Raw genomic sequence first — 17,411 nt, forward strand, 5'->3', positions numbered from 1 at the left:
CCATCCCCACTGAGTATTAGCCTTCACCAATCGGGCATTTACGGGCAGTTATCTCCCACCTAATTTCCTTGCATTCGCCGAATTTTAAGGTAGGAGTCTTACTGCCCGCAAATAGCGGGATAAATGCAATTAGCTTTACTTTGCTCTTATAAATGAAAACTATCCATTCACAATTACTCCACCATTTACATGCATCATTTGCCCTGTCACATATGCCGAATCACTAGACGCCAAATATACATATGCAGGCGCTAATTCATACGGCTGACCAGGCCTTTGCATAGGAACATTGCTCCCAAACTGTGATACTTTTTTCTCATCAAAACTGGATGGAATAAGCGGTGTCCAAATTGGGCCTGGTGCAACCCCATTTACACGAATTCCTTTTTGTACTAACGACTGAGATAGCGATCTTGTAAAAGCGACAATTGCTCCTTTCGTTGCAGAATAATCGATTAACGTTTCATTTCCTTCATACGCAACGATAGATGCTGTGTTTATAATTACATCCCCTTGCTTTAAATAAGAAAGTGCTGCTTTTGTAACATGAAAATAAGAAAAAATATTAATACGGAACGTTTTTTCTAGCTGTTCCGCTGTAATATACTCTAGCCCTTGCTGCGGATATTGCTGTGCGACGTTATTCACAAGAACATTTAAACTCCCCAGTTGCCGGGCGGTCTCTTCCACAATATCTTTACAATGTTGTTCACTACTCAAATCCCCCGGCAGTAATACACAATTCACGCCTTCTTTTTCAACAAGTTGTTTCGTCTCACTTGCATCTTCGTCCTCATCTAAATAAGCAATCGCAATATTTGCTCCCTCTTTTGCAAAAGCGATGGACACAGCTCTCCCAATCCCACTATCTCCCCCTGTAATTAATACATTCTTTCCTTTTAACTTTTCGCTTCCTTTATAATTAGGATCTTCAAACTTTGGACGAGGATTCATTAATGATTCAATACCAGGCTGTTTATTTTGATGTTGCGCTGGCATCGTTAAAAAGTTTTTTTGCTGTGGCATAACTTCCTTCAACTCCTTTTCCCTTATAATGTGCACAATATTAAAAACTACTTACACATAAAAAACCGCAATTCATGCTCATTTTCATGGTTAATATTCGAATTTAAGACATAAAATATGAATTGTTCTAAAGTTTTTATGCAAAACTATTGCAAAATAGTTAAAAAGCGAATATTATATATAACTGTTGTGAAAATTATTCGTAAAAAGAAAGGATGTTTATATGTTTAACCTTTCAAAACATAAAACTTCTATTAAAACTGAAATTATGGCAGGTATTATTACCTTTTTAACAATGGCATATATCATTGTCGTAAACCCTGTCATCCTTGGGGATGCAGGTGTTCCGTTTGAACAAGCATTTACAGCGACAATCATTGCAGCTGTTGTCGGAACATTATTTATAGCGATCTTTACTAATTTACCAATCGCAATTGCACCAGGTATGGGATTAAATGCTTACTTCTCTTATTCTGTTGTAAAAGCTCATGAAGGCATGACTTTCGCAATTGCATTCTCTGCTGTATTCGTAGCAGGTATGATTTTAATTTTGCTATCATTCACATCTTTCCGTACAAAATTAATGGAAGTAATTCCTGAAAACTTAAAACATGCACTTACTGCTGGTATTGGTCTTTTTATCGCTTTTATCGGTTTACGCTTAACAGGAATTGTAACAAAGCATGACTCTAACTTAGTTGGACTTGGTGATCTTCATTCTCCTCCTGTTTTACTAGCATTAGCTGGCCTTGGAATTACAATTGTCCTTATGTCTTTAAATATAAACGGGGCACTATTTATCGGAATGTTATTAACTGGTAGTATCGCTTACTTCACAGGTCAATTAACATTTTCAAATGGCGTTACATCAATGCCTGGATTACCAGAAGGAATTATCGTTTCAAATCCAATTACTGCTGTATCTGATGTAATTAACTACGGATTATACGGCGTTGTGTTCTCATTCTTCCTTGTTACACTATTTGATACAACCGGAACATTACTTGGTGTAGCACAACAAGGTGGATTTATGAAAGACGGAAAGCTTCCAAAAGCAGGACGAGCTCTTCTATCTGACTCATTCTCAGCAACAATTGGAGCTATGTTCGGAACAACACCATCAACAGCTTACATTGAATCATCTGCTGGTGTTGCAGCTGGTGGCCGTACTGGTTTAACAACAATTACAGTAGCTGTACTATTTGCAGTAGCAGCATTCTTCGGACCGTTAGTGAGCGCTGTTTCTGGCGTTTCAGCTATTACAGCACCATCATTAATTATCGTTGGTAGCCTTATGATGGGTTCAGTTCGATATATCGATTGGGATACGTTCGATGAAGCATTCCCAGCATTTTTAGTAATCTTAAGCATGCCACTTACATCAAGTATCTCAACAGGTATCGCACTTGGATTTATTTCATACCCACTTATGAAAGTGGCAAAAGGACAATTCCGTGCTGTTCACCCACTTGTGTATTTATTCGGGATCTTGTTCGCTTATCAATTAGTTTTCTTACCACATTAAAATCCCTCATAAAGAGGGATTTTTTCATAAATAAAAAAGCCCCCTCCAAATATAAAGGGAGCTCACAATTTCTAATACCTCTCAGCTACCTGTAATTCTTTACTATACTTTTGAATGAAAACTGATGAAATAACCATCATCATTCCTACACTAAACCCAATAAGCTGATCTAGTAGCATTTCATCATAAATCAACCAGCGCAGCAGAAATGCACCACCAAAAATAAGCATTGCAGTAAATCCAGTATGTCTAAGCCCTTTATATACATTTTCCATATGTATCATCACATACTTTTATCCACATTACACCATAACGTTTATTGAATATTGCCATCAAGTAAACGTATCGTCCTCTGGCAATATTCAGCCACCTTTTGATCGTGTGTTACAACTAGTACCGTTTTTCCTTGTTTATTAATTTCTTTTAAAATGCTCATAATTTTTTCCCCGTTTTCTTGATCGAGAGCACCAGTCGGTTCATCAGCAAGTATAATTTTTGTATCTTGTGCTAAAGCCCTTGCTATTGCTGTTCTTTGCTGTTCTCCACCTGATAACTCGTAAGGATATTTGTTAATATGCCTCTCAAGCCCTACCATTTCCAGCATTTCTTTTGATATTTGTATACGTTTCTTATGAGAAATTCTTCTATATATAAGTGGAAGCATTACATTTTCAATAACTGTATAATCATCTAGTAGCGAAAAGTTCTGAAACACAAATCCAACTTCCTTATTTCTATACTTATGATAGTTTGACTTTAATGTACTCGTATCCATGCCATCTAAAAAATACTTTCCAGTAGAGGGGCTATCAATTAAGCCAATAATGTTAAGTAAGGTTGATTTCCCCGAACCAGATGGCCCCATAATAGCTATCATTTCGCCTTTTTCTATTGTAAGATTAATATCTTTTAAAGCACTAAAATTACTCTTTCCGTATCCCTTAGCCACATTTGCGAGCTGAATCATCTATAACACCTCTTTCATATATGTATTTTTTATTTTTAGTACATTGAAGTAAATGATTGCATATATAATGAGGATCATTACAATTGATAGAGCACCTATAACAATCAATGATTCTATAGAGACTTGTAACGTTCCAAAGAAAGATACTGTACTATTTTCTAGCCCTTTCTGAATTTCAATTACTCCGCTATTCTCCCATTGAAAATACATAATTCCTATACATATAGATAAAATGAATAACAACATATACTCAATAACAAACGTAAGACATAGTTGAAAAGTACTTGCTCCTAATGCTGATTTAATAGAAATATTTTTACGCTCCATATAAAGCGCTGCCATTGATGTTAATAAAATAGATATAAATGAAAAAAATAAAACTGTACCGCTTAATAATAAGGGGTATGACATATTATCAATGCCTTGCTTTTCATTTTCTAACAATTTATTCGGATTTGTAATATAATACGAATACCCCTTGCCTTCTGTTACCTTTAATACTTTCTTTTGAAATTCATTTATATCCACTTTTCCATTTGTTTCTATAATCAGCCCATTGTATAAAAGTTCTACACTATAAAATTCTATTTCTTCTGTTCCAATTGGTAAAATAGCCATGTCATCTAATAATGTAATACGATTATCCGATATTTCACCGCTTCGAGGATATGTAAATGGTGAATTTTTTTCTAAAAAACCGATTACTTTTAGCTTCATTTTTCCAGATGGTATGACATCACCAATAGATACCTTTTCTTTATAATTAGCACCTAATATAACAGGTCTAATATCAAATACTGATTTATGAAATTCCGATTCCTCAAAATATCTTCCTTGTGAAAGTCGTATATGAAAGTATTTATTAATATCTTTATCAATAATAAGAGTCTTTATCGTTCCATTTTCTTTTTTTAAGCTAAGTGAATAGTTACGGAACAAATAATTTGTTGTATTTGTTATTGATATCGTATTAGATAACGCTTGAATGAAATGTTGATAATCACTTTTCGCTTTTTCTTCGCTAAACAACGTTATATCTTGCGTCGCATAAAGTTCATAGAAATTTTTATGAGTCGATAAATTATTTGCTACTGTCATCATTTTTCGATATCCCGAAAGATTACTAATAAATTCTATTGCTGAAGAAAATGCAATAATTAAAGAAATTACTATAATCAAACTTGGTAACAACCGTTTTTTCACAGACCGTATAGAATCAAATATAAAAAACATGACGACCTCCTACGTTCTTAAATGTTTTCCGGGATATATATTTATAATGTGCTTGATTGGAATTATAGTAACAAACATTGTAAGAAAAATTATAAAAACAACATTACATATCAATACATATAGTGTTAATGGTTTTAATAAGTATGTCTGAAAATACGTATGAATTGTTCCAGAAAATATTTCTAACGTAAGAAAAACCAACAACATCGCTGCTAGAGAAATAAACAAAATTTGAATATATAGTTCGCAGTAAATAGACATATTAGAAGCACCTACTGATTTTTTTAATGCAATCTCTCTTTCTTTTTTATAAATCCAAAATAAAACCGCAGAAATGCCAGAAGCAATTGCAACAAGAATGAATTTATAATAATACTTATTTGCTGGATCTATATATGTTACATTTAGTTCCTGAAGATCTCTTTCATTCAGTATTTGAACCTCACCCGAAATTACTTCTTTGCTCTTATTCATAAAAGTTTTTATTTCGTTATGGATAGATGATGTAGGGTTAACAACTGTTAATTGTAATTGTTTACTCGCGATAATACCTTTTTTAGATATAGTAGGTAAGTTTTGAAGTGGAACGTATATGCCTGCTACGCCGACGTCACTGTCTTTTCTCGATATAGTTCCTATTTTTTTATATGTATCATCAAATTCATATAATTCCTCTACATTCGTTTGATCACCAACAACCATATCATTTACATTTTCACGATGAAAATATTGCCCTTCAGAAATATATGGCGTCCAATAATACTCATCTTTTAAGTTCACAGCTATGATCTTTGTTGCCCCTGAACTATTTAATGCTTTTAAATGCTCTACGTAAATATCACTTTTCACAAAAGTATCTTGTATGAAAGGAATTATCGCTTCCAATTCAGTTGCATTCGCTATCGGAACAGTTAAAATTTGATTTTTTTCTGGGAAACCGATTTGAAAAGCAGATATAAAATTTCGTTTAGACTCTGTTAAAAGCGCGGCAACTGATATAGAAAGAAAAGAAATAAAAAATGACATAAGAAGAATTACGGAAAATAGTTTGTTGCTTTTTATATTTTTAAAAGCTAAATACATGTCTCTGCTCCTTTTAGATAAGAAGGAGACGATGAACATCCCCTTCTCCTTATCCAAATATTTATAAAGACAACTATTTAATATTTTTTATTACTGTAATCGTAAGTTCCTATTACTATTAAAGGTACCTTTGTAATCGTAAGTTTCCATTACTATCAAAATTACCTTTGCGAATCTCTTCTTGATAGTCATTATCCTCATTAGCATAATGCTCAGAGTATAGTCCTTTTGCACCAAAGGCGTTATATGCACCATTACTCACAGTAGCATTTAATGCTCTTCCAGATTCATGGGATCCTAATTTATCCGAAGCGCTTTCAATATATGAATTATTTCCATTTGAATTAATAAAAGAAATTGCTACTGAACAGCGAGATGCATTTTGATTCGTAGTCGTTTGAGCTCTGTAAGATAGTAGATTACCGCTTTTGTGACCACTTAAAGTTGGATAGAATGCACTTGTTGAGATTGATGTTGCTAATAATACTAAAGTCGTAATTGAAAAAACCTTTCCTTTCATTAACAATCACCTCATAAATTAAATAGTTTAGTAGCGCTACATCGTCATAATACCCTTCAAGCCAATTTTTCTCAATAATAAACCCATATGTTTTACAAACTCTTTAAACACTTAAACATTAATACATTTTTAAAAAGTAACGTATAAGTAGCAATACAAAAAAGGCTGCAGAGAACTCCTTCTCCACAGCCTAATTATTATTTTTGCAAAAACGCCTGTAAATCTGCAAACTGTCTCTTCGCATCTTCATAGCCTTGCTCATATAGATTTTGTAATTTAGCCGTATCCTTTTCCATACGATCTACTTGAAGCGGCACTTCCGGGCGAATAACAAATAAATTACCAGCTTGTTCTTCTTTTTCAATGTAGTGAAGTGTTTCATTATACACTTCATAACGAGCTAGCATCGTGTTAACAAGGTTCGGGTATTTTTTATAAGCTTTCGTTGCAACCCAGCCAAATTTTGATTTTTTCTTTGCGTAACCATGGTTTCTCGTCAAAATAACGACTGATTTTTTAAATCCATCCTCCTGTGCTTTACGAACTGGAATCGGATCAGAAATCCCGCCATCTAACAATTGCTTACCACGGTAATTTACTACTGGTGCAATGAAAGGTAATGAACTAGACGCTTGTAATAAATTTAGCGCATCATCATTCGTTCCCTCTTTTTCAAAATAAACAGACTGTCCTGTTTCACAATCCGTTGTTCCTACAAGAAAGCGTTCGGGACTATTAAAGTATGTTTCAAAATCAAACGGCACATGCTTTTCTGGTATTTCATGAAAAATGAAATCCATATCAAATAACTGACGTTTTCTCCATAAGTTTTTATACGATAAATACTTCGGATGTGATACATAATCAATATTGACCGTTTTGTTTCTATTTCTTTGTCTGGAAAGATACGACGCTGCATGACAAGCACCAGCTGATACACCGACTACATATGGAAAATATAAATCTTGTTCCATAAAGTATTCTAGTATCCCACCAGTATATACACCACGCATACCGCCTCCTTCTAATACTAACCCCGTATTTTCAAGCATGTTATTCTCTCCTCTTTATATACATTGACTCTTTAATTATTCACTATGTTAAGTATCTTTTTCTATTATATATGAGTTCTTTCAGAAATTATATTCAAAAGGCTTGAAAAAAGAAAAATAGAGACTCCTCAACAATCCAGTCTCTATTTTAAGCTCTTTGATCCGCAACGATATGAATATCAATATACTTCGTTTGTCTCATAATTTCATTTACAATAGAACCTTTTCGTATTTCTTCCCACCGTGTTCTCGCCGATTGCCCAAGTAAAACTTGTGTCACCTGTAGTCTTTTCGCAACTTCAATAATAACGTCAGCTGGCTTTCTTCCTTTCGCTTCTTCTAATACAAAGCTCGCCTCAAATTGATTCGTTAGCGATTTCCACTCTTCAATTGTTTGCTTTTTCCCTGCTGAAAGGGAATCTATATTTTCCCTTTCTACATTTAAGACATACAATTCAGCGTTTAACCGATCAGCCATGCGCCAACCTCGCCGTATTAATTTCTCCGCTGTCGAACTATATTGCACACAAACGAGAATTTTTTCCTTCACGCCAATCGGTTCTATAACTGTTTGGCTAATTTTCTCATCCATATCATCTGCAACTTCTCGAAGTGATAATTCCCTTAGTGCCCCTAAATTATTAAGTGTAAAGAAATTTTGTAAGCTTTGTTGAATTTTTTCTTCCTTATATATCTTTCCATCTATTAATCTCTTCCTTAATACTTCCGGTGTTGCATCAACGAGTTGAATTTCATTTGCTTTTTGCAAAATAAAGTCTGGAATACGCTCTCTTACTTTTATATTCGTAATTTGAGCTACAATGTCATGAACACTTTCTAAATGTTGAATATTAAATGCTGATAATACGGATATGCCTGCTTCTAATAATTCTTGTACATCCATATAACGTTTCTTATTTTTAGATCCAGGAATATTACTATGCGCGAGTTCATCCACTACAACTACTTGCGGTGCACGCTTTATAATTCCTTCCACATCAAGCTCATAAAATCCCTTTCCTTTATAATCTATTTCTTTTAAAGGGACTTTTTCTAAATCAGCAATCGCTTCTTCTGTCTCTTCCCTCCCATGTGTTTCAATTAAACCAATTACAATATCAATACCATCCTTTTTCATTTCTCTAGCATCATAGAGCATCTTATAACTTTTCCCTACTCCTGGAGCAGCACCTACGTACAACTTTAACTTCCCTCGATTTTGCTGACGAATATATTCTAAATACTCTTCTGGCGTTCGCCTTTGAAACGTCGGTTTATAGTCATCCGCATACAAAATACTCACACCCTTTCTTTTGAAACAACGCTACCTCAATCCTTTAGATTGAGGTAGCGTTGTTTCTATTTCATTAGTTTCTGTAATTCTAAATTTAACTTTAAGACATTCACGCGATCTTCTCCAAACAAGCCGAGGGCAGCGCCTTCCGTTTGATCCTTAATCAATTGATCAAGCTTTTCTTTCGGAATATTCGTTAATTTCGAGATGCGATCTACCTGTACGGAAGCCGCCTTCGGACTAATGTCAGGATCAAGCCCTGAACCTGAATTCGTCACTAAATCTATCGGTACTTCTGTAACTGGAACAGTTGGATTTTTTTCCTTCCAATCTGTAATACTTTTCTCTACTCGTTTCTCTAAATCTGGATTAGACGGTGCATAGTTATTTGAACCAGATGCTTCTGCTTTATATTCTATACTAGAGACACGTCCATGAAAATAACGTGGGTCTGTGAAATTTTGACCGATTAATTTCGAACCAATTACTTCATCTTTATCATTATATATAAGACTTCCATCCGCATTATCCTTCATTACCGCTTGCGCAATACCAGTTACAATAAGCGGGTATACGAGGCCACACAAAACTAAAAATGTAAAAGTAATACGAATAATTGGTGATAGTATACTTTGTTTCTTCGCCATCTTTTTCCCCTCTTCCTTATATGAACAAGCCGACGATCATATCAATTACTTTAATTCCAATGAACGGAACGATAACCCCGCCAAGCCCGTAAATGAGTAAGTTTCGGCTAAGCAGCGCATTCGAACTCATCGGCTTATATGCAATACCTTTCATCGCTAGCGGAATGAGTAATGGAATAATAACCGCATTAAATATTAATGCTGATAAGATTGCTGAAAGCGGTGATGTTAATTTCATAATGTTTAATGCTTCCATTTGCGGAATTGCAAGTGTAAACATTGCTGGAATGATTGCAAAATATTTTGCAATATCATTCGCAATACTAAACGTCGTTAACGCACCACGTGTCATTAACAATTGCTTACCGATTCCTACAACCTCAATAATTTTAGTTGGATTCGAATCTAAATCGATCATATTGGCCGCTTCTTTTGCAGCTGTGGTACCACTATTCATCGCTAATCCAACGTCAGCTTGCGCTAACGCCGGGGCATCATTTGTACCATCACCTGTCATTGCTACAAGTTTCCCTTTATCTTGCTCTGCTTTAATAACCGCAATTTTATCTTCTGGCTTACACTCAGCAACGAATTCATCTACTCCTGCTTCTTTGGCAATTGTTGCTGCTGTTAATGGGTTATCTCCTGTACACATAACCGTTTTAATCCCCATTTGGCGCAATTGTTCAAAACGCTCACGCATACCAGGTTTTACTGTATCCTTTAAATAAATTAAACCGTAAATACGATCATTTACTGCAACTACAAGCGGTGTTCCGCCCTCTTTTGAAATTAAATCTGCTTTTTGATTCACATCTTTCGGAATCGTTCCGCCTTGTGATTGAACCCATTCAATCACGCTACCTACAGCACCTTTTCTTACTTTCGTTCCATCCTGTAAATCAACGCCACTCATTCTCGTTTCTGCTTTAAACGGAACAAATTCACCTTGTTCTGCAAGTTCTCTATTATATGATATAGATTTCGTTTGTACATATTCTATAACTGATCGACCTTCTGGTGTTTCGTCTAAAACTGAGCTAATGGCAGCCCATTTTCCTACTTGCTCAATCGTTTCATTTCCTACAGGGAGCAGTGTATGTGCCATCCGGTTCCCGAAAGTAATCGTACCTGTTTTATCTAAAATAATTGTATTAATATCACCCGCAGCTTCTACTGCTTTCCCTGACATTGCTAGCACATTAAATTTTGTCACACGGTCCATCCCAGCAATACCAATCGCTGATAATAACCCACCAATTGTCGTTGGAATTAAACAAACTAACAACGCTACAAGTACAGCTGTATCAATTTGAAACCCTAAATAATTTGTGAAAATCGGCAACGTCACAACAACGATTAAGAAAATAAGAGTTAAACTCGTTAATACTGTATTTAAAGCAATCTCATTCGGCGTTTTTTGCCGAGCAGCTCCTTCTACTAAAGAAATCATTTTATCAATAAATGATTCACCAGGATTGCTCGTAATTATAATTGTAATCTCATCACTTACGACCATCGTTCCGCCTGTTACGGAACAAAAATCACCGCCCGCCTCTTTTATTACAGGAGCTGATTCCCCTGTAATTGCAGATTCATCTACAGACGCTAATCCTTTAATTACTTCACCATCATTCGGAATCATTTCTCCTTGTTTTACAATAACAACGTCACCTTTTCTCAGATCAGTTGCTGAAACTTGAACAATATCTCCATTTTCTTTTACAACATTTGCAAACACATCTTTCTTCGATTGTTTTAAAGAATCGGCTTGCGCTTTACCACGACCTTCAGCTAACGCTTCTGCAAAGTTAGCAAATAAAACTGTAAATAATAGAATAAGAGAAACTGTTATATTAAACCATCCTGGTACACTATTAGAACTACTTGGAAGAAAGGATAAAATGAACGTAATTATAAAGCCAATTTCCACAATGAACATAATCGGATTCTTTATCATTACTTTCGGATTCAATTTCGCAAAGGATTGTTTCATCGCATGCGTCACGATATCACGATCCAACGTTTTCGCTTGTCTAACCTCATCTTCTACAGCATGTATTTGTGACTGATTTACTTGTTTTTCTTTTACTACTACCGGTCTCATCATTTACCCTCCATTACTTCAATGTAAGAAATTCTGCAATTGGGCCGAGTACTAACATCGGGAAAAATGTTAACGCACCAACAATTACAATCGTTCCGATAAAAATCCCTCCAAATAAACCATTATCTGTACGGAACGTTCCGACTGTTTCTGGTACGACCGTCTTCTCTTTCAACGAAGCTGCCACAGCTAGCATCGTAATTAAACTGAAATAGCGTCCTAAAAACATAACTAAACCAGTCGTAATATTCCAAAACGGTGTATTATCTGCTAATCCTTCAAATCCAGATCCGTTATTCGCAGCTGACGATGTATACTCATATACAACTTGCGTTAAACCGTGGAAACCTGAATGAGAAATTGCATCCGTTCCTAAACTTGTTGAAAGAGCTAATGCTGAAAATCCTAAAATAAGCAATGGATGAAATAAAATCGTTACCGCAATTAATTTCATTTCCTTCCCTTCAATTTTCTTACCTAAAAACTCTGGTGTCCGTCCAACCATTAACCCAGATATGAAGACTGCAATAATTGCATACATAATAATGTTAACAAAGCCTGCTCCAACACCACCGTATACTGTATTTAACATCATATTTACGAGTGGTACTAAACCACCAATTGGTGTTAATGTATCATGCATCGTATTAACTGCTCCTGTTTCAGCAGCTGTCGTTACTGTTGCGTATAGTGAAGAAAATACTGTTCCAAATCGTACTTCTTTTCCTTCTGTACTTCCTTGTACATGTTCAATACCCATTCCATTTAACGCTGGATTCCCATTTAATTCCGCTGTAGTAATCGTTATAAACCCTAGTAAAAACACCATAAATAGTGAAACGAAAAGGATACGTCCTTGTTTTTTATTTCCTACCATTCGTCCGTACGTAAATGGTAGTGCTGTTGGCAATAACATCATAAGCATCATTTGCAAAATATTACTCATTTGTCCTGGATTTTCGAAAGGATGTGTAGAGTTTGCCCCGAAAAATCCACCGCCGTTATTTCCAAGTTCCTTAATGGAAACGAATGATGCAACTGGACCACGTAAAATACTTTGCTTCGCACCATCAATTGTTTGTGCTGTAACTGCCCCGTCTAACGTTTGTGGTACACCAAGTGCGACAAAGACTAGCGCCGCAATAAATGCGATAGGAAGAAAAACTCTCGTTAATGCTCTCGTAAAATCAACGAAAAAGTTACCGAGTTCTTTTCCAGCGAGTCCTCTTATAAAAGCCATAACGAGCGCTAACGTCGTTGCTGGTGCCGCAAACATTAAAAATGTAATCCCGATTAATTGTGATAAATAAGATAAGCCATTTTCACCGCTATAATGCTGTAAGTTTGTATCAGCCATAAAACTAATCGCTGTATTAAAAGCGAGCGTAGGCTCCATTCCTTCAATATGTGCTGGATTTAGCGGCAGCACACCTTGTAATCTGAAAATGAAATATACGACAACAATCATGAATCCATTGAGTAAAACTAATGATAATGCGTACTGTTTCCACGTTTGATTGTATGCTTTTACACCCGTAATTTTAAAAATAAGTTTTTCAAAAGGCCCGAATACTTTATCTAGCTTCTTGCTACCTTGAAAGGCTTTCTCTAAATAAATCCCCATTGGCTTTGCTACTAAAATAAACAAGAGCATTGTAATAACGACTGCAACCCAAATCATAATGAATGATTCCCCCTAATTAAAACTTTTCTGGATTTAATAATGCGTACACTAAGTACACCGTAATCGCTGCAACAATAACCGATAAGGCAATCATCATGATTGCTTCCCTTCTTTCACAACTTTATCTGACCAACTTGCAAGACTTGCCATCGATGCGACTAACCCAACAAAAATCCCGATCATTACAACATCTAACATAACTACCCCTCGCTTTTTTGTTAAAATTTACCATATAGTTATCAAAAAAAGAACACTAAGCTCTACTTAGTGTTCGAAACGAACAACACAAAGTAAACCTCCTCTCTAAACGCTTACGAGGTTAGCTGTCGGATTCGGGCCTAAAGAGTAGCCCTACTTTCAAAATTGAAAGATTCACCCCAAGTGACGATGCACAAAATTGGTTCCCCCGCTCCATTTCTGGAACTCAGCGATTTTAGGTTTTTTTTGGAAATTTCATAAATGATTTATGAGAGTAAATATACTCCTCTATATTTAACTTGTAAAGAGGCAAATTACTGAAAATAAGAAAATATTCCATCATTTAAACGCTTACATTACGTGTTATTAATATTCTTTCATCTGTTTTCTTGTCTTTTCTTTCCTTTTCATAAAAATGATCCTTTAAATATGAAATAAAAAGAGCGAATTACATGAAGTGCATAGCTTGTTGCACTCAGTATTCGCTCTTTTTTCATTCAACCTTTATTCTCCTCGTAAAAATGCACGTAAATTTCTTCCCCGAATATAAACTTGCGACAGTTCTGCATGTAGCTGCTCATATTCGATAATATCTGTTTTTAAATATAAGGCATCTTTCGATGGCAATATTATATATGGCCTTGGAAAAATAGGATCGAGCGCCACCAATTCTTGAACTCGCTCTACCGATGCCACCCAACGATTCGCTATATCTCCTAGTAACAATACCCTCATCTTCGTTTCCCCCGCTCTATTCCAAAAATAAAAAAGAAATATTATCACAGTTCGTAAACACTACAAATTTAGCTCCAATTGTTTCATAGAGCCTGGCTGGATAGCGTTTATTCTTTGTAACAACAGTAATAGGCGCTTGAAAAGAGAAACGAATGCGTTCTGTGAAAAAGCTAACTATCGGAAGCTCATCTCCTAATAAAATTACTTTCTTAATCCGCTCGCAAATACTAGTAAAATCCTGCTCCTTATTACAGCTATAAGTCGAATCAAATCCACAATTCCTAACTTCAGCTGCTATCTCTTCATTTGCTGTAAAAATAATTAACTCATGCTGAAATGCTACTAGCTCTCTTAAACTCTTTATCTTATTTTCTTCTCCAACACAAATAAGCGTTAATTCCATGTACCTCATCCTCCTTAGCATAAAAGAACTCAAACATAGATTGATATTCTCCTATACTAATCAGACCGACGAAGTGATATATCCATCATGGCACCGCCCTCTCTCAAGACGCTTACGAAGTTAGCTGTCGGATTCGGACTTTGAGAGTAGCCCTACTTTCAAAATTGAAAGATTCACCCCTAGTGACAACGCACAAATTGGTTCCTCCGCTCCATAAATTTGGACTCAGCATATTACAAAAATGTATTCTGGCTGATATATTACTCCTGTGTTTGGAAAAAGTAAACAGAAAAAAGCCAGTTGTAAAACTGGCTTTTCCATTCTTTATGCTTATGCTTTATTCAATTTGTACGCAAAATGATTCGTCGGTCCATGACCACTACCAATATTCAACGGCTCTTCAATCGCTATACTAATAAATCGTTTTGCCTCTTGAACTGCCTCTTCAATTGAATCCCCTTTAGCAAGTCCTGCTGTAACTGCAGACGCGAATGTACATCCGCTTCCGTGCGTTTGCTTCGAAGGAATTCGTTCACTTCTAAATTCAATAAACTCTTCTCCATCAAAGAGTAAATCAATTACTTCATTACCTTGATATTCTGCATGTCCGCCCTTCATAAGCACATATTTAGCACCTAATTCGTGCAATACTTTCGCAGCTTCTTTACTATCTTCTATATTTTGAATCTCCATCCCAGTTAACACTTCTGCTTCCGGAACATTCGGTGTTACAACAGTTGCTACTGGTAATAAATATTCCTTTAATGCTTGTACTGCTTCTTGTTGTAATAATGATGCTCCGCCTTTTGCAATCATAACAGGATCTAGCACAATATTATTCCAGCCAAATTTTTTAATATGTTCTGCAACAATTTGAATAATTTCACTACTAAATAGCATCCCTAGTTTCACAGCATCTGGTGTTAAATCCGTACCAATTGAATTCAGCTGTTCCGTAATTCCTTCTAAAGAAACAGGATATACACCTTGAACGCCAAGCGTATTTTGAGCAGTAATTGCTGTAATAGCCGTCATTCCATACACACCAAGCTCTTGGAATGTTTTTAAATCTGCTTGAATTCCAGCGCCGCCTCCGCTATCAGATCCTGCAATCGTTAAAGCTTTATTCACTTTCATCCCACTCATCCTCTTCTATCCAAAATAGCGATGATAAATTGTTTTCGCTTCACTTATATCTTTCGTTCCATGCACAAGTACACGACCATCTTTGAAAGCAACTAATCTCTTTTCTTCAACAGAAAATGATAATAAATATGGATTTACATTCAAATCATTCACGCGATTATTTAGCAATTCTTTATATTGCTCAAAATTCATTTCTTCTTTATGAGGTGGTCTAATTTGAACTGTATTTCTCCCGCATAACACTGCTGTTTTTGAAGTGTTTTCTTTATTCAAATACGGATATAATGCTTGCTCACCACATGATAGACAATTATGTTTACGAAGCTTTTGCACATTCATACATGAATACTCATTTTTCCATACATCAAATGATACAAGCCCCTCTCGAAGCGAGTCATAATCTTCTACTAACAGTTTAAGTGTTTCCGTTACTTGATGAGAAACGACAAGAGATACAGCAGGTGATATAATCCCCGCTGTATCACATGTCGCTCCACCAAGCGGAATCGATTGTAATAAACAAGATAAACATGGCGTTTTGCCTGGAATAATAGTATAAGAAAGACCGTAACTTCCTACACATGCCCCGTAAACCCATGGAATAGAATATTTTTGCGATATATCATTCACAATGAAACGCGTTTCGAAATTATCAGTCGCATCGATAATTACATCAACATTTGTAACGAGTTCTTCTAACTCTTCAGCCGTTACATCTTGAACGAGAGCTTCTACTCTTACTTCACTATTAATCTCTTCTAGACGTTTTTTTGCCGCCACAGCCTTCGGAAGGTTATTCTCTACATCACTCTCTGCATACAATTGCTGTCTTTGTAAATTACTCCAATCCACATAGTCGCGGTCAACAATTGTCACCTTACCAACGCCAGCTCTTACAAACATCTCTGCATTTGCACTACCTAATGCACCTGCACCGATAATAAGTACATGCTTTTCTCTTATCTTTTGTTGTCCTTCTCCCCCAATTGGAGAAAATAGTTCTTGGCGAGAATATCGATTATTCAACTACGCTCATTCCTTCTAAAGGACTACTTGCCGTTGCACAACGTTTACGTGCAATACGGCCTGCTTCAAAGCCTATCCGCCCTGCCTCAATACCTAATTTCATTGCGTATGCCATTTTAATAGGATCTTTTGCCCCCGATACAGCCGTATTTAATAAAACACCATCTGCTCCTAATTCCATCGCAAATGCCGCATCAGCTGGGCTACCAATACCAGCATCCACGATAACTGGTACTGTCGCTTGTTCAATAATGAAACTTAAATTTAATGGATTTACAATACCAAGTCCTGAACCAATCGGTGATGCACCTGGCATAATGGCATGCACGCCAAGTTCTTGTAATTTACGCGCTAATACAACATCATCAGATGTGTACGGTAGAACGATAAATCCTTCTTCAAGTAACATTTCAGATGCTTTTAACGTTTCTACCGGATCAGGTAATAACGTTCTATCATCACCAATAACTTCTACTTTTATCATGTCACAAAGTCCAGAAGCTTTTGCTAATTTCGCAATTCGAACAGCTTCTTCAGCATTTTTTGCTCCTGCTGTATTTGGTAATAACGTATATTTTTTCACATCAAGTTTCTCTAATAAATTAGGTTGCTTCGCATCAAATATATCCATGCGACGTACTGCGAACGTTAAAATTTCAGCCTCAGAAACGTCAATTGCTTTTTGCTGTACATCAAAATCAGAGAATTTCCCTGTTCCTAATAAAAGTCTAGAATGAAATGAAAATGGTCCAATGTTTAACATAA

General features: G+C 35.8%; 19 protein-coding genes and 2 riboswitches. Of the genes, 1 reads left to right on the forward strand and 18 read right to left on the reverse strand.

Annotated elements, in window-relative coordinates; genetic code table 11:
* Window positions 1-159 precede the first annotated feature (159 nt).
* Entirely contained in the window at window positions 160-1,026 is an 867-nt protein-coding gene (locus JTF23_RS18050; protein WP_204209338.1) for an SDR family oxidoreductase, read from the reverse strand.
* 223 nt (window positions 1,027-1,249) lie between these two features.
* Here JTF23_RS18050 and JTF23_RS18055 point away from each other — a divergent pair, with 223 nt between their 5' ends.
* Window positions 1,250-2,551 (forward strand): NCS2 family permease, encoded by a 1,302-nt coding sequence (locus JTF23_RS18055; protein ID WP_204209339.1) that lies wholly within the window; start codon window positions 1,250-1,252, stop codon window positions 2,549-2,551.
* A gap of 71 nt (window positions 2,552-2,622) precedes the next feature.
* Here JTF23_RS18055 and JTF23_RS18060 read toward each other — a convergent pair whose 3' ends face one another.
* From JTF23_RS18060 to thiG, 17 genes are all read right to left on the reverse strand, one after another.
* A complete protein-coding gene (locus tag JTF23_RS18060; protein WP_199673172.1) occupies window positions 2,623-2,835 on the reverse strand; it encodes a hypothetical protein in 213 nt (70 codons plus the stop codon).
* Between the two features lie 32 nt (window positions 2,836-2,867).
* On the reverse strand, window positions 2,868-3,518 hold the full coding sequence (locus JTF23_RS18065) for an ABC transporter ATP-binding protein (RefSeq protein WP_002159221.1): 651 nt from the start codon (window positions 3,516-3,518) through the stop codon (window positions 2,868-2,870).
* Entirely contained in the window at window positions 3,519-4,751 is a 1,233-nt protein-coding gene (locus JTF23_RS18070) for an ABC transporter permease (protein WP_002203378.1), read from the reverse strand.
* Window positions 4,752-4,760: 9 nt separating this feature from the next.
* Window positions 4,761-5,834 carry an ABC transporter permease gene (locus JTF23_RS18075; protein WP_204209340.1) on the reverse strand — a complete coding sequence of 358 codons (1,074 nt, stop codon included), beginning with the start codon at window positions 5,832-5,834 and terminating at the stop codon, window positions 4,761-4,763.
* 118 nt (window positions 5,835-5,952) lie between these two features.
* Window positions 5,953-6,354 carry a hypothetical protein gene (locus tag JTF23_RS18080; RefSeq protein ID WP_002159224.1) on the reverse strand — a complete coding sequence of 134 codons (402 nt, stop codon included), beginning with the start codon at window positions 6,352-6,354 and terminating at the stop codon, window positions 5,953-5,955.
* 197 nt (window positions 6,355-6,551) lie between these two features.
* Window positions 6,552-7,406 carry a patatin-like phospholipase family protein gene (locus JTF23_RS18085; RefSeq protein ID WP_078179816.1) on the reverse strand — a complete coding sequence of 285 codons (855 nt, stop codon included), beginning with the start codon at window positions 7,404-7,406 and terminating at the stop codon, window positions 6,552-6,554.
* Between the two features lie 148 nt (window positions 7,407-7,554).
* Complete coding sequence (gene kdpDN, locus JTF23_RS18090) at window positions 7,555-8,709, reverse strand: KdpD-like non-kinase potassium sensor (RefSeq protein ID WP_204209341.1); 1,155 nt, start codon at window positions 8,707-8,709, stop codon at window positions 7,555-7,557.
* A gap of 56 nt (window positions 8,710-8,765) precedes the next feature.
* Complete coding sequence (gene kdpC, locus JTF23_RS18095) at window positions 8,766-9,347, reverse strand: K(+)-transporting ATPase subunit C (protein ID WP_002203384.1); 582 nt, start codon at window positions 9,345-9,347, stop codon at window positions 8,766-8,768.
* 16 nt (window positions 9,348-9,363) lie between these two features.
* Window positions 9,364-11,454 carry a potassium-transporting ATPase subunit KdpB gene (gene kdpB, locus JTF23_RS18100; RefSeq protein WP_204209342.1) on the reverse strand — a complete coding sequence of 697 codons (2,091 nt, stop codon included), beginning with the start codon at window positions 11,452-11,454 and terminating at the stop codon, window positions 9,364-9,366.
* Between the two features lie 13 nt (window positions 11,455-11,467).
* Window positions 11,468-13,135 (reverse strand): potassium-transporting ATPase subunit KdpA, encoded by a 1,668-nt coding sequence (kdpA, locus tag JTF23_RS18105; protein ID WP_204209343.1) that lies wholly within the window; start codon window positions 13,133-13,135, stop codon window positions 11,468-11,470.
* A gap of 19 nt (window positions 13,136-13,154) precedes the next feature.
* Window positions 13,155-13,235 carry a K(+)-transporting ATPase subunit F gene (gene kdpF / locus JTF23_RS18110; RefSeq protein ID WP_000972378.1) on the reverse strand — a complete coding sequence of 27 codons (81 nt, stop codon included), beginning with the start codon at window positions 13,233-13,235 and terminating at the stop codon, window positions 13,155-13,157.
* Window positions 13,232-13,336, reverse strand: a complete 105-nt coding sequence (locus JTF23_RS18115) for a SipW-dependent-type signal peptide-containing protein (RefSeq protein WP_000887888.1) — start codon at window positions 13,334-13,336, stop codon at window positions 13,232-13,234. Before JTF23_RS18115 ends, kdpF begins: the two co-directional genes overlap by 4 nt.
* 96 nt (window positions 13,337-13,432) lie before the next feature.
* A riboswitch (cyclic di-AMP (ydaO/yuaA leader) is annotated at window positions 13,433-13,578 on the reverse strand.
* 262 nt (window positions 13,579-13,840) lie between these two features.
* Window positions 13,841-14,071 (reverse strand): hypothetical protein, encoded by a 231-nt coding sequence (locus tag JTF23_RS18120; protein WP_204209344.1) that lies wholly within the window; start codon window positions 14,069-14,071, stop codon window positions 13,841-13,843.
* Between the two features lie 16 nt (window positions 14,072-14,087).
* Window positions 14,088-14,474: a hypothetical protein gene (locus tag JTF23_RS18125; RefSeq protein ID WP_204209345.1), complete on the reverse strand. Its 387-nt coding sequence runs from the start codon at window positions 14,472-14,474 to the stop codon at window positions 14,088-14,090.
* Window positions 14,475-14,567: 93 nt separating this feature from the next.
* Window positions 14,568-14,715, reverse strand: a riboswitch (cyclic di-AMP (ydaO/yuaA leader).
* An 89-nt stretch (window positions 14,716-14,804) separates the two neighbouring features.
* Window positions 14,805-15,620: a bifunctional hydroxymethylpyrimidine kinase/phosphomethylpyrimidine kinase gene (thiD, locus tag JTF23_RS18130; protein ID WP_204209346.1), complete on the reverse strand. Its 816-nt coding sequence runs from the start codon at window positions 15,618-15,620 to the stop codon at window positions 14,805-14,807.
* A gap of 6 nt (window positions 15,621-15,626) precedes the next feature.
* Entirely contained in the window at window positions 15,627-16,646 is a 1,020-nt protein-coding gene (locus tag JTF23_RS18135) for a thiazole biosynthesis adenylyltransferase ThiF (protein WP_002201723.1), read from the reverse strand.
* Entirely contained in the window at window positions 16,639-17,409 is a 771-nt protein-coding gene (thiG, locus tag JTF23_RS18140) for a thiazole synthase (protein ID WP_002201724.1), read from the reverse strand. Before thiG ends, JTF23_RS18135 begins: the two co-directional genes overlap by 8 nt.
* Window positions 17,410-17,411: the final 2 nt, after the last annotated feature.

The sequence above is a fragment of the Bacillus sp. RIT 809 genome (assembly GCF_016892495.1).
GTDB classification, from domain to species: domain Bacteria; phylum Bacillota; class Bacilli; order Bacillales; family Bacillaceae_G; genus Bacillus_A; species Bacillus_A cereus_U.